Origin of the sequence: Flavobacterium sp. WC2430 (assembly GCF_040822075.1) — a bacterium.
GTDB lineage: Bacteria > Bacteroidota > Bacteroidia > Flavobacteriales > Flavobacteriaceae > Flavobacterium.
Genome location: NZ_CP162007.1, coordinates 837038 through 850985 on the forward strand (window position 1 = coordinate 837038; position 13948 = coordinate 850985).

8 protein-coding genes are annotated in these 13948 nt (G+C 35.3%); 3 read left to right on the forward strand and 5 right to left on the reverse strand.

What is annotated here, in order from left to right:
• Window positions 1-132 precede the first annotated feature (132 nt).
• From AB3G36_RS03560 to AB3G36_RS03570, 3 genes are all read left to right on the forward strand, one after another.
• Complete coding sequence (locus AB3G36_RS03560) at window positions 133-1782, forward strand: DUF6377 domain-containing protein (protein WP_367756078.1); 1650 nt, start codon at window positions 133-135, stop codon at window positions 1780-1782.
• A gap of 375 nt (window positions 1783-2157) precedes the next feature.
• Window positions 2158-4272 carry a glycoside hydrolase family 97 protein gene (locus AB3G36_RS03565; RefSeq protein ID WP_367756079.1) on the forward strand — a complete coding sequence of 705 codons (2115 nt, stop codon included), beginning with the start codon at window positions 2158-2160 and terminating at the stop codon, window positions 4270-4272.
• A 189-nt stretch (window positions 4273-4461) separates the two neighbouring features.
• Window positions 4462-6165, forward strand: coding sequence for an alpha-glucosidase (locus tag AB3G36_RS03570; protein WP_367756081.1), 1704 nt, complete (start codon window positions 4462-4464; stop codon window positions 6163-6165).
• Window positions 6166-6245: 80 nt separating this feature from the next.
• Here the strand turns inward: AB3G36_RS03570 and AB3G36_RS03575 are convergent, their stop codons facing one another.
• The 5 genes from AB3G36_RS03575 to AB3G36_RS03595 form a co-directional block, all read right to left on the reverse strand.
• Window positions 6246-6719, reverse strand: coding sequence for an FKBP-type peptidyl-prolyl cis-trans isomerase (locus AB3G36_RS03575; protein WP_367756083.1), 474 nt, complete (start codon window positions 6717-6719; stop codon window positions 6246-6248).
• Between the two features lie 59 nt (window positions 6720-6778).
• Window positions 6779-8134 carry a DUF5689 domain-containing protein gene (locus AB3G36_RS03580; protein WP_367756085.1) on the reverse strand — a complete coding sequence of 452 codons (1356 nt, stop codon included), beginning with the start codon at window positions 8132-8134 and terminating at the stop codon, window positions 6779-6781.
• A 10-nt stretch (window positions 8135-8144) separates the two neighbouring features.
• Entirely contained in the window at window positions 8145-10982 is a 2838-nt protein-coding gene (locus AB3G36_RS03585) for a carboxypeptidase-like regulatory domain-containing protein (protein ID WP_367756087.1), read from the reverse strand.
• A gap of 455 nt (window positions 10983-11437) precedes the next feature.
• Window positions 11438-12649 (reverse strand): MFS transporter, encoded by a 1212-nt coding sequence (locus AB3G36_RS03590; RefSeq protein WP_367756089.1) that lies wholly within the window; start codon window positions 12647-12649, stop codon window positions 11438-11440.
• 236 nt (window positions 12650-12885) lie between these two features.
• Window positions 12886-13926, reverse strand: coding sequence for a Gfo/Idh/MocA family oxidoreductase (locus AB3G36_RS03595; protein ID WP_367756091.1), 1041 nt, complete (start codon window positions 13924-13926; stop codon window positions 12886-12888).
• Window positions 13927-13948: the final 22 nt, after the last annotated feature.

Sequence of the window (13948 nt, forward strand, 5' to 3'; positions counted from 1 at the left end):
AACTTATATGACCTTAAATAACTTATATGGTTCAAAAAAAACTTAAACCTCAAAAACTTATATGACTTATATGTTTAAAAAACACCTACTAACTTATTTTATTTATTTTTACACAAATTAAATCCCAATTGAATGAGTCGGTTTTTGACATTGTTTATTGTTTTACTCTTTCCTGTACTCCTTATTGGTCAAAATAATTTTGATTCTTTATTGGGTGAGTTGGATAAAACTATAGACAATTACCAACAGTATTCGGATAAAAAAGAAGAAAAAATAAACAAGTTGAAAGAGCTGCTAGAATACACTTCAACCAATCTTCAAAAATATGAAATTGGTCAAAAATTATTCGAAGAATACAAACTCTATCAGTCGGATTCAGCCCTAGCATATGCTAGAAAAAATTTTCAAATAGCTAGTACGCTAAAAGATATACCCAAAATTAATTCGGCTAACTTAAACTTAGCTTCCATCATGGGAACCTTAGGTATGTACAAGGAAGCCACAGATGTTCTCCATAAAATTGACCTCAAATCCCTAGCCAATCTTAAAAGTGATTTTTACCGTGTTAGTACTACTATTTATGGTTCGATGTCAGATTATGCGGCATCGCCTCAGGAAAAAAAGAAATATGATATATTAACACAGCGGTATAGAGATTCCACCATGCTGTCCTACCCATCTCAATCCAGTTTAGAATTTATTGACCAAGCCAGCAAACTCATCGAACACCAAAAATTCGATCAAACCTTAACCTTATTGCTGAAGCATTTTCCAGAAATTGCGAAAGATAATCCTGAGCAAGCTGTTGTGGCGTATCTCATTTCACAATCCTACCATGGAAAAAAAGAGACTGAACAAGAAAAAAAATGGTTGGCTATCTCGGCAATTTCCGACTTGCAGTTGGCCAAAAAAGAGTACATTTCGCTACGTTCCTTAGCTTTTTTATTATACGAAGAAGGCGATATTGACCGCTCTTATAAATACATGAAGCGTTCCTTGGAAGATGCTGTTTTTTGTAATGCGCGTTTGAGAACCTACGAGATTTCTAAGATGATGCCCATTATTAATGAAGCGTATCAAAAGCAAAATGAAACCAATCGGTTCCAGTTAATCCTGTTTTTAATAAGTGCCAGTATTCTCTCTCTATTTTTAATGACGGCTTTGTTCCTTCTTTTCAAACAAATGAAACGATTGTCTACTGCCAAACAGGAAATTAGTTTGGCTAACAATCAACTTTCGGAATTGAATAAAGAATTATCCGTTTTTAATGAGAAATTGAACGAAACCAATAACGCCCTTTCTGAAACCAATTTGGTAAAAGAAATTTACATTGGTCGTTATATGGATCAATGTTCGGACTATATAGGCAAACTAGAAGGGTACCGCCGTAAATTGAACTTGATGGCAACCACGGGGAAAATGAACGATTTAGTAAGTGCCGTGAAGTCAAAAGATTTTATTGAAAACGAACTCGCTACGTTTTATACTAATTTTGACCAGACCTTTTTACAGCTTTTTCCCAATTTTATCAAAGAATTTTCGGCTTTGCTAATTGATGATGAAGCAACACAATTGAAAGACGGGGAATTATTAAATACCGAATTAAGAATCTTCGCCTTGATCCGATTGGGAATAAAAGACAGTGCCAAAATTGCTGTTTTTTTACGTTATTCGGTATCCACAATTTATAATTATCGTTCCCAACTTAAAAATAAAGCGGCAGGTCCTCGTGAGGAATTTGAAACCAAAGTAATGCAAATTGGCACAAATATAAAATCATAAAATTCTTTTTTGAAAGTCTGTTTCTGTATAAATCAATCCTAAATGACTTTTTTATGTTCTAAAGTCACCACTTTTTTAGATTCTTTATTTTTTATAAGTGGTTGATATAATTATATTTATGATTTTATTTTTGGTTTTTAATCTACTTTTTTAAAATCGAAAAAATCTAACGAGTATAAAGAGCTTAATTTTACTTTTCAGAAATTTCAAAGACAAATAGTATAGTGTTGCCTTTTAAATAAATCGTTTGCGGAAAACTGTATTTGAGAAAATAATATTCACGCTTTTAGATTTAGAAGGAGATCCTATAAAAGCACTTTCAAATTTCGAACAAATTAAAAACCAAAAATTAACTAGTAATTTATATTAAATAAAATGAAGCACTATCTTTTTTCGCTACTTTTCACGTTAGCATTTTTCAGCAACGTTTCGGCACAACAATTAAAATCACCCAATCAAAAATTCCAAATGGAGTTTTCATTGCTTAGTGATGGTACGCCAAGTTACAGTTTGAACTACAAAGGAAAAGTAGTTGTAAAACCAAGTAAACTAGGTCTGGAATTAAAAAATGACAAAAAATCGTTACTAAATGATTTCACGACAATCGATACACAAATAAGCACTTTTGATGAGACTTGGAAACCAGTTTGGGGTGAAGAAGATCAAATTCGCAATCATTATAACGAATTGGCTGTTACCTTAAATCAAAACGGAACTGACAGACAAATCGTAATTCGTTTCCGTTTGTTTGATGATGGTTTAGGTTTTCGTTATGAATTCCCTGCTCAAAAAAACCTGACTTATTTTATAATCAAGGAAGAAAGAACCCAGTTTGCTATGACAGGCGATCATACTGCTTTTTGGATTCCAGGAGATTATGACACACAAGAATACGATTATACTACCTCAAAATTATCAGAAATTAGAGGGTTAACTGAAAAAGCAAAAACTGACAACGTTTCACAAACATCATTTTCTCCAACAGGAGTTCAAACTTCATTGATGTTGAAAACGAATGATGGAATCTACATCAATTTACACGAAGCAGCATTAATCAACTATTCTTGCATGCACTTGAATCTAGATGATAAAAACATGGTCTTTGAATCGTGGTTGACTCCTAGCGCCAATGGTGATAAAGGGAACATGCAAGCACCACAAACTTCACCTTGGCGTACGATAATCGTGAGTGACGATGCTCGAGATATTCTAGCTTCAAAAATGACTTTGAACTTGAATGACCCTTGTAAAATTGAAGATACTTCATGGATCAAACCAGTTAAATATGTTGGAGTTTGGTGGGAAATGATTACTGGAAAAAGTTCTTGGTCTTACACTAATGAATTTCCATCAGTACAATTAGGGATTACAGATTACTCAAAAGCAAAACCAAATGGTACACATGGAGCGACTACTAATAATGTGAAAAAATACATTGATTTTGCTGCTGCAAATGGTTTTGGTGGTGTTTTAGTGGAAGGATGGAATATCGGTTGGGAAGATTGGTTTGGTCATGCCAAAGATTACGTTTTTGACTTTGTAACGCCTTATCCAGATTTTGATGTCAAAGGAATTCACGCTTACGCAAAAGCAAAAGGGGTAAAAATGATTATGCATCATGAAACTTCCGGATCTGTTCGTAACTACGAGCGTCATATGGATCAAGCATATCAGTTTATGAAAGACAACGGATATGATGCTGTAAAAAGTGGTTATGTAGGTGATATTTTACCAAAAGGAGAAAATCATTACGACCAATGGACGGTGAACCATTATCAATATGCCATCGAAAAAGCAGCCGAATATAAAATTATGGTTAATGCTCACGAAGCGGTTCGTCCTACTGGAATTTGCAGAACGTATCCCAACTTAATTGGTAACGAAGCAGCAAGAGGAACTGAATACCAATCTTTTGGTGGGTCTAAACCCAATCACGTAACAGTATTGCCATTTACTCGTTTAATAGGTGGACCAATGGATTATACTCCGGGAATATTTGAAATGGATTTATCAAAATTAAATCCTGACAATCATTCGCATGTAAACAGTACTCTTGCTAACCAATTGGCTTTGTATGTAACCATGTACAGTCCGTTACAAATGGCCGCCGATTTACCGGAGAACTACAATCGTTTTTTAGACGCTTTTCAATTCATTAAAGACGTAGCTATCGATTGGACGGTAAGTAACTATCTTGAAGCAGAACCAGGACAATACATCACTGTAGCAAGAAAAGCAAAGGGAACCAATAACTGGTTTGTAGGGAATGTAAATGGAGAAACGCCACGTACTTCAAACATAAAATTTGACTTCTTAGAAAAAGGAAAAAAATATACTGCTACCATTTATGCTGATGCAAAGGATGCTCATTATAAAACAAATCCTCAAGCGTATACGATTCGTAAAATGACGGTAACTAGCAAATCAAAATTGTCACAGTTATCTGCTCCAGGTGGAGGTTATGCGATTAGCCTTATTGAAATCAAATAATAATTGATTACTACAAATACAAAAAGGCTGTCCAATTGGTCAGCCTTTTTTATTAATAACACTTTCTAAATCAACTTTTTATACCAACTTAATAAAAAAGAACTAAATAACCAAAAAATGAAATCAGTCTATTCAAAATTCGTTGTCCTTTTTGTACTTTGCTGTGTATTGTTAGTAACCAACAAAACTATGGCACAAGAAAATAAATCAGCTAATGACCGTAAATGGTGGAAAGAAGCAGTAGTTTACCAGATCTATCCACGCAGTTTCAAAGACAGTGATGGAGATGGCGTGGGTGATTTGAAGGGAATTATTCAAAAATTAGATTACATCAAAAGTCTAGGTATTGATGTAGTTTGGTTAAATCCCATATACGGATCTCCAAATGCGGATAATGGGTATGATATTTCAGATTACCAAGCTATAATGAAAGAGTTTGGTACGATGGAAGATTTTGATGCTTTACTAAAAGGAATGCATGAACGAGGATTGAAATTAGTAATGGATTTAGTGGTAAATCACAGTAGTGATGAACACAAATGGTTCCAAGAAAGTAGAAAATCAAGAGACAATCCGTATAGAGATTATTACCACTGGTGGCCAGCCGAAAAAGGGAAACCTGCTTTCCGTCCAGGCAATTTTGAAGCCGATGGAAGCGGATGGCGTTATGACGAACAAACAAATGCATATTACTTGCATTATTTCAACTACAAACAACCCGATTTGAATTGGGAAAATCCAAAATTACGTCAGGAGATTTATAGCATGATGAATTGGTGGTTCCAGAAAGGAATTGATGGATTTAGAATGGATGTGATTCCTTTTATCTCAAAAGACACTGCTTTTCCAGAAATCTCTCAAGAAGAGTTAAACAAAAACTACCATGGCCGTTGGGATGTCTATTTGGCAAGCGGACCACATTTGCATGAATACCTTCAAGAAATGAATCGCGAAGTATTGAGTAAATACGATTGTATGTCATTAGCTGAAGGTGCAGGAATGCTAACTTCAACAGCTTTAAATTTTGTTGATGAAGACCGTAAAGAACTTAATATGGGCTATCATTTTGAGGGAACCAACTTGGGTTATGAACCTGGTTATTTCAAAAAAATGGGGCCCTATTCTCTAGTTGATTTCAAAAAAATCTATTCGGATTGGGACAAAGTGTATGAAAACAAAGGATGGGGAACTATTTATTTAGGAAATCACGATCAGCCAAGAATGACTTCGCGTTGGGGAAATGATGCGCCTGAATTTAGAGCAGTTTCTTCTAAATTACTAACCACCTTCTTGCTTTCCATGCGAGGAACTCCGTACTACTATAACGGAGATGAAATTGGGATGACCAATGCTAAATTTGATAAAATTGAAGACTACCGGGATATAGAAACATTAGCTGAATACGAGCATTTAAAATTAACGGGAGGCGATTTAAATCAATTCATAGAAAACCAAAAAACGGGAGGAGCCAGAGATAACGGACGAACTCCTTTTCAATGGAATAATTCAGAAAACGGAGGATTTACAACTGGAACGCCATGGTTAAAAGTAAATGAAAATCACGTTAGTCTAAATGCTGAAGCACAAGAAAAAGACCCCAATTCGGTTTTAAATTACTTTAGACAAATGACACATTTGCGTAAAACAAACCCTATTTTGGTTTATGGTAAATATACTTTATTAGACAAAGAAAATCCAGATGTTTATGCGTACACTAGAGAATTAGACGGAGAAAAAGTTTTGGTTTTATTGAATTTTTCTTCCAAAAATGCGAATGCACATACTGATCTAATTAGTAAAAAAGGAAAAGTATTAATTGACAATTACGGCAAAGCTTCTCATTCAGGAGAATTAAGACCTTATGAAGCCGTTATTTATCAATTGAAAAAATAGATAGATTTAATATTAGAATTAATAAAAAGCAAAAAGGCTGTCCAAATCGGACAGCCTTTTTAATATTTAAAATTTTTAATCTAATTTACTTTGATCAATTTAACATCAAAAAGAATAACAGAACCTCCTGGAATTGGTCCAGTCGTATTGTTTCCATAACCTAATTGAGCTGGAACCAAAAGAACGCCGCTTCCTCCCTCTTTAAAATAAGGAATTCCTTCTGTCCATCCTTTTATTACTTGATTCAAACCAAACGAAATTCCTGCGGCATCACTTTGATCAAAAACAGTTCCGTTTGTAAAGTATCCTTTGTAAGCTACTGTTACATTAGAAGACGCTGTAGGTTTGATACCTGTTCCTGGCTCATTAATGACATAATACAAACCTGTATCTGTTTTGGTAGCTGTCAATTTGTTTTTGGCAATGTAGTCTACAATTTCTTGGTCGTTTTTAGCAACATAATCAATTGTTTCTGTTGGTGCTGTTACTTCAGCATCGTCTTGTTTACAAGAAATAAAAAGAGTGAAAATTAATGCAATAAAAGTGTATTTCATGGTAAAATTATTTTTAGAATGGCAAATATAGTCAATTCAACAATTGCCTTTTATAAAAATTATTTGTCTCCATAAATCTGAACATCATCAACCTGAAAAGCACCATCCAAAGCTAGATTTTTTCCTGATCCAATATATTTAAACGCAATATTGATTTTTCCTTTATAAGATGATAAATCAACTCCACCACTTCCTACAAACTGATACCAAGGTGTGGCTTGTTTGGGTAAAATTACCGAAACGGGAATCCAAGTAGCCGTTTTTACATTCAGTCCGTCAAAATTAGTAGAAACAAATACTTCCAAGGTATTCAAAGGAGAATCTACATCGAGATGATGCTGGGCGGTTCTAAAAGTGAGTACCTCATTCGTATGCATATCCATATCAATTTTTGGTGAAATCAACCACGCAATATTAGAGTTTACTTTTGTGCCAGAAATATTAAACTCAGCATACCCATTCCCTGAGTAGACTGTTCCTTTCCAAAACAGGGTACCGCTTTGCACGATATTCGCCCAACCTGGTAAACTTAAATTGGACTTGTCCACCACATTTTTAAAATCCTCAGCAAAGAATGGAGCCTTTCTTATTCCTGTCATAACTACATCTTTTTCTGAACGAGCTACTAATTGATAATCGGAACCAAATTTGGTCAATACTCCCCTTACTTTTCCGCTGCCATCTGGAACTATTTTAGTTGCAAAATCAGCATAACTACTGGTTCTAAAAATGACTTGATTTCCTGCTTTATCTACTAAACTCCAGTTAGTCGCTCCACCAACGTTGTTTGTTTCTTCAAAATAATGACGCCCAACGGCCACTTCTGTAAACTGTACGTCTGACAATTCTACAAGTGTATTCAAATTAGAATCCTGCACTAGGTCAGAAATAGAAATGGATCGCACCAATTGATCCTCTGTTACCGTGGTACAAGAAGCATGCAATACATTTTTATAGTCGTTTTGAGAAAGTCGGCCCACAGCACCTTCATTATAGGTATTGACATAAATTCCTCCAATTCGTAAACTCCCATAATTGATATCGGTATATTGATTTTTTAATTTTACATATACTTTATTCCCTAATCTGAAATCAACATAGGCATTTGTAACGTCTATTGGAACACTAAATCCAATGGCTGGACTTGTGGCTGTAGCCAATGTTTGAAAGGATATCGTCTTGAAAAAATTTCCAAATTCATCTGTAGAAACGACGTAGGCTTCAATGACATCATCGTACAAATATTGCGAAACAATAGCAGCTGCAGTAGTATGCACTTCGGCAACCGTTTTATTCACGATCAAATCAGGTTGATTGCAGGTGAGTTTAGGAACAGTAACTTCATCACTAATACAAGAGGAAAAGAAGATAACTAAAACTAACAATGAAATAATTTTAAAATAAGAAGTTTTCATAGTGAATGATTTATAAGTTGAAACTAAGGTTTACGAAATAAGTCCTTCCATAACCATAAAAATATTTGTTGCCAAAAGAGGGAGTTCCACTGGAAACATCTTGATTGAGTTGTCTGAAATTTGCATTTCTAGCTTGTTCATATCCACCCGTTTTGTATTTAGTGTCTAAGGCATTATTGATACTTACAAATAGTCCTACATATTTCCCTCGAATGCGCCACGATTTCCCTCCTGTGAAATTGAGTAGCAACACGGGATCAAACTTTTCTTGTTTTAATAATTCAGCAGCTCGTGCTTCTGATGCTTCTGGAAATGGAAATCCACTTGTGGGGTTAGTATAAAAATGACTCGTTCTAGAAATGGGCGAAACATCGATATAGGTATCTGCTAGATAATTTACATTGGTACCAATCCACCAATATTTAGGATCACGGTATTCAATTCCTAGAGCATAGGCCTGTTGTGGCAGACCGGCTTGTTTGTAATTTTTTAATAAAGCGGTACCAAAATCATAGGATGGATTTGTATTCTCTATAGATGCTACTGCATCATTATTGATACTCACATTCGGATTACTATCATAAATATAGTGTCCATACCCAGCAGATAAACTCGTTTTAAAAGTAGCCGATATTTGGTACTCAAAACTGAACTCGACTCCTCTATTCATTTTATTCAAATGGGTTAGAGTCTGACTCACGAATGCGTTGGTGTTCGTATATCCCGCCCCATTATCAAAAATCCCTTCGGCGTAGAAGAAAGAAGTTTTCGTTGCGTCTTTTATTGTAGAATAATACGCTGTGATCCTTGCTTTCATTTTAGGAGAACGGAATAAATAGCTGGCATCTAGACTGTTTATATTTTCACTTTGCAAGCCATCAACAATGGAATTATTGAGTCGGGAATTAGGGAATGTATTGCGTATTGTAGGTGCTTTAGTCAAATGAGCTGCATTGAAAGTCAGCATTTGTTTTCCTGAAACTTTATAGGTTAATCCGCCCTTGAATCCGAAGTTTTCAAATTGTATCTTCTCACTTTTTCCGAAAGATATCGTTTCATAAATTCCGTTTTTATAGAGCCCTTCTCTTTGATAATTAGTACTAGAAAAGGATTGCGCCAAATAGAAATCTATCTTATTGTAATTGAACTTAAATTGAGTAAAGGCATCTAGTGTATTGGCCACATAATTATAATTGTACCCGTACTCCTCTCCTACTACCACTTGCCTATTGGGATTATTCAAATCCGATTGCGCTTGATTCCCATCATAAAAACCGTCAATATCTTGAAAATAATTCCCGCCTAACAAATCCAAAACCTTTTGATAATTATGTGATTTTAAATTACTGAATGAACCTCCTGCATTCATAATCAAGTTTTCATTGAGTTGGGTATTGAAATTGGTGTTCACTGTCATCGTTTTGTCATCGGTTCTATCTTCGTATAAAACGTAGTGACTTTGTGCGGCTTCATAACCTGTTATATTCCCGTTTGCATCTAGAATCGGACTTTGATTGGCTCGATACATAGCGTCCCAGTCGATTTGTGGATTCGCTAAAAATTCAATCCTACTTTTCTCGGCATTGTCATAATCAGGTGTAAAATCTCCCGAAAATTCTCCATTATCCTTGGCATAAAGCGACAAATAATAGGAAGGTAATTTTCTAAAATAGGTTGGATCTGGACTATTGGCGCTTTGATAATCAATATTGGTATTTCCTATTTTTCCAAATTGATACATCACACTGGTATTTAAATTGGTATGGTCATTTATTTTGAAAAAATGATTGAGCATCAAGATGGGTTCTTCGATGGTTTTGGTTCTTGCATTTCGCTTTTTTTCGTCTTGATATCCCCAATAAGAATTGTACTTTTCCGAGGTCAATTGCGTTACCTCAGCAGTATTTGGGGAATTTTTACCTCGGGTATTGGGTGTATAAAATCCTGTGAAATTCAAGGAATGTTTGTCATTTAATTTCTTTTCTATGCTCATAAAAAGGGAATTTCCATCAAAAGTTGTTCCTTCAAAATACCCTTCTTCCGCCAATCTTTTCCCTGCCGAAACTACAAAAGCCCAACCACTACTTCCCATTCCAGAAGCATAGGTTCCCATAGTACGCCAACTGTAATTAGTATTGGTTCCTGAAAATGTGATTCGGGTGCCAGGTCTATATATAGAAGCGCGGGTGTTGATTTCTTGGGTTCCAAGAATTCCACCAAAACTATAATCGGAGGGAGTTGTTCCTACGGAAAATTCCTGATTGCGAGTGGCGTCATTGAGTCCACCCCAATTGCTCCATTGTGGTCTACCATCATAACGTTTGTTCATGGTAACACCATTGATCATGGTCATGGCATTCTCGCTGTCTAATCCTCGAATTCGGAATCGGGCTTGTCCCCAATTGAAAGCGGCGGCTTGTTGAAAAGCATCTTTGGAGGATTGCAATAAACCAGAGGTGCTTTCGGAACCGCTATTGTCATCCGTTAAATCATTTTCATACAAGCGAATTACACTTGTTTGTAAGTCGGTAATTTGGTCGTCTTCTAAGAATACGTCACCAAGATTTGTGATTTGATTGGCTACAATCGTCACTGGATATAAGGCATCTTTGAAACCTTGACTGTGAAACAGCAATAGGTGCTCTCCGCTAGCAACGGACTCGAAAACAAACTCCCCGTCAAATGTGGTGAGTTGCATTAGATTCGTATTTTGTACTGAGATCACTACGTAAGGGAGTGGTTTCTGGGTTTTGGAATCGATCACTCTTCCTGAAATACCAGTTTGATTTTGTGCAAAAGCAAGTCCTAATGGAAAAATAGAAAAAAGAATCAGGAGAACATTTTTCATAAATACATTTGTGTTATATAGCCCACTCTTTCCCTGTTAGATTTTGGAAAATGTTGTTTTTGATAAAATTTGATTTATTGACTGTACAGCAAAGCATCCCGAATGGGATTCGTAAATCAAAATAATAGAAAAATGTTTTTGGGAATTTTAAAAACTATAAAACAGTGGTATTGAGAAACCTTATGAATTGTGAAGTATTATAATATTTATTAAATGTAAATAAAATACTGTTAAGTTGTTCATTTTCAGTAAAAAAAAAATTTCATGTGGAATTCATCGCTTACTTTAACGAAAAGAATATACAAAATTAACACCTCAAAAAGTGGTGAAATAATCCCGATAGCAACAAGTATCCTTTATTGACAGCCCCGAAACTTCGGAGGCGACAATAAAGATACTGTGTATAGCGGGGCTAAATACTATTGTGAAAAAGAGAAGTGGTATTACTAAAAAAATTACTGAATGGCCTTAATTCGAGAAACCATAAAGGCTATTAACACTCCAAATACACCTATGAATGCGAACGAAAACCGCAAACTGGAAAGCTCAGCAATATACCCAATTACAGGTGGTCCCATTAAAAACCCTAGAAAACTTACGCTTGAAACGATCGTTAAAGCTTCGCCTGGTGGAACAGAAGGATTTTTTCCTGCAATGCTATAAAGTGTTGGAACAATCGTTGAAACTCCAATTCCCACAAACATAAATGCAATGGTAGCAGGAATAATATAGGGGAAAAATACGGCTGTGAACAACCCTCCGGAAATTAAAAATCCGCTGATTTGCATTACTGGTTTTCGGCCAAATTTATGGATCAATCCGTCTCCAAAAAAGCGTCCTCCAGCCATCATAATCATAAAGGAGGTGTATCCTAAAATTACTAATGGTCCTGGAGCGTGAATAACATCTTTGAAATAAACGCCACTCCAGTCAAACATAACGCCTTCGCTGGCCATGCAACAAAAACCGATGACTCCTAACCATATAAGGGCAGAATCAGGTTTTGTGAATAATTTTTTCTCTTCGGTTTTGGGAATTTCTTTGGCTTTTATCAGAAATTTATAATTGAATGCCATCAGCAAAAACACGATTACACCCACTATCCAAAAATGAACATAGGGAGTAAGTTGTAATGCCAACATTCCTAAACCAACTAAAGCGCCTGTAAAACCCGCAAAACTCCACATGCCATGAAAAGAAGACATGATGGTTTTTTTAAAAAGCTCTTCGGTATATACGCCTTGTGTATTTACGGCTATATTAGTTAGGTTACTAAAGATTCCAAATACAAATAATCCTAATGACAATTGCCAAGGATTTGTGGCTAAACCTAGATTAGTCAAACTTATTACATATAATATGGAAGAAAATATCAAGATGCGATGACTGCCAAAACGGGTTACTAATTTACCCGAAAAAGGCATAATCAGTAATTGCCCAAGCGGAACTGCGAACAAGATAGTTCCTAATTCAGCTGATCCTAAATCTAATGCCGTTTTTATATCTGGAATTCGGCTTGCCCAAGTGGCAAAACACAATCCCATACCAAAATAAAAAGTGGAAACCGCCCAACGTATTCTATTAAGATAAGAAATCTTAGCATTTTGATAGGTTTTCTTATATTTCCCTTTGGCTTTAAACTGCGTTATAAATTGTAAATCAATCAAAATGACAGGCTTTTATAATTAATGGACAAAAATACAAAAAGCATTGATTCATTGTGTCTAAACTACACCAGTACATATAAATACATCGTTATTGTTTATAAAAAAATAAAATATCACTTGTAAAGTATATTTTATTTATAAAAAACAAGTTAAAATAACTGATTTATAAATCATTAAGAGATTAAGATTTATTTCTTAATCTCTTAATGATTATTACTTTAAAATAGAAATCTTAACTATAATTCGATTATTTTTTTCTGAGCACTACTTTGAATGGCTGCCTCAATAATTTGCATAACATGAACCCCATCTTGTGCCGTAACTGGTTCTATAGTATTGTTCATAATGGAATGATAAACACCATCAAAAAAACTATAATAATTCCCTTGCAATGTTGGAATTTTTCCATGGATTATTTTTCCCTCTATTTCAGTATGCAACAGACCTTCATTATCGATTGATTCTGTTCCCCAACTCGCTAAGTTTGGTTTTTTTCCAATTTTTAAATCATTCTCTTGTATGTCCCCTCTCGGTTTTAAAAAGGAACCTTTTTTACCCTGAATTTGATAGGCAGGAATAGCTTCTCTAACAAAAAAACTGGCTTTTAATCGGACGCGTAAAGTATCGTAATACAAGGTAATATCGATCCAATCATCCACTAATGAATTGTCTCTAGTGAAGCGAATATCCCCCATAACAGCAGTAGGAAAACCAAATAAATAAAGGGCTTGATCGATAAGATGCGGACCTAAATCTTTTAAAATCCCTGCGCCAGAATTGGCTGTCTCTTTATGTTGTTTTGGACTCAGCTTAGGATTGTAGCGGTCAAAATGGAATTCGGCTTCCACAATATCACCCAAGCTTCCGTCTAACAACACTTGACGAACCGTTTTTAAATCACTATCCCAACGGCGGTTTTGAAAAACGGCCAATTTCACTCCTTTTTCTTTGGCTAAAGCTGCTAGTTCCTGCGCTTCGGCAACGGTGGTGGTAAATGCTTTTTCGACAATCGCATGTTTGCCTGCTAACAACACTTTTTTGGCATATTCAAAATGGGTCCCAACGGGAGTATTTACTACAACTAAATCAATATCATCCTCTAAAATTGCTTCTAGCGTAGGATAACTTTTCACTTCAGGATAATCCAGTTGAATTAATTTTTTACTTCTTTCCCAAGAACCTAATAATTCAAATCCGGGATGAAATTCTATAAATGGGGCATGGAATACTTTTCCAGACATTCCGTAGGAAAGTAAAGCGGTTTTTATTTTTTGCATAGTATTATTTTATAAAACACGA

Excerpts from the sequence above, each read along its gene's own strand:
- AB3G36_RS03560 (WP_367756078.1), top strand. The coding sequence starts at position 133 with ATGAGTCGGTTTTTGACATTGTTTATTGTTTTACTCTTTCCTGTACTC.
- AB3G36_RS03565 (WP_367756079.1), top strand. The coding sequence starts at position 2,158 with ATGAAGCACTATCTTTTTTCGCTACTTTTCACGTTAGCATTTTTCAGC.
- AB3G36_RS03570 (WP_367756081.1), top strand. The coding sequence starts at position 4,462 with ATGGCACAAGAAAATAAATCAGCTAATGACCGTAAATGGTGGAAAGAA.
- AB3G36_RS03575 (WP_367756083.1), bottom strand. The coding sequence starts at position 6,719 with ATGAAATACACTTTTATTGCATTAATTTTCACTCTTTTTATTTCTTGT.
- AB3G36_RS03580 (WP_367756085.1), bottom strand. The coding sequence starts at position 8,134 with ATGAAAACTTCTTATTTTAAAATTATTTCATTGTTAGTTTTAGTTATC.
- AB3G36_RS03585 (WP_367756087.1), bottom strand. The coding sequence starts at position 10,982 with ATGAAAAATGTTCTCCTGATTCTTTTTTCTATTTTTCCATTAGGACTT.
- AB3G36_RS03595 (WP_367756091.1), bottom strand. The coding sequence starts at position 13,926 with ATGCAAAAAATAAAAACCGCTTTACTTTCCTACGGAATGTCTGGAAAA.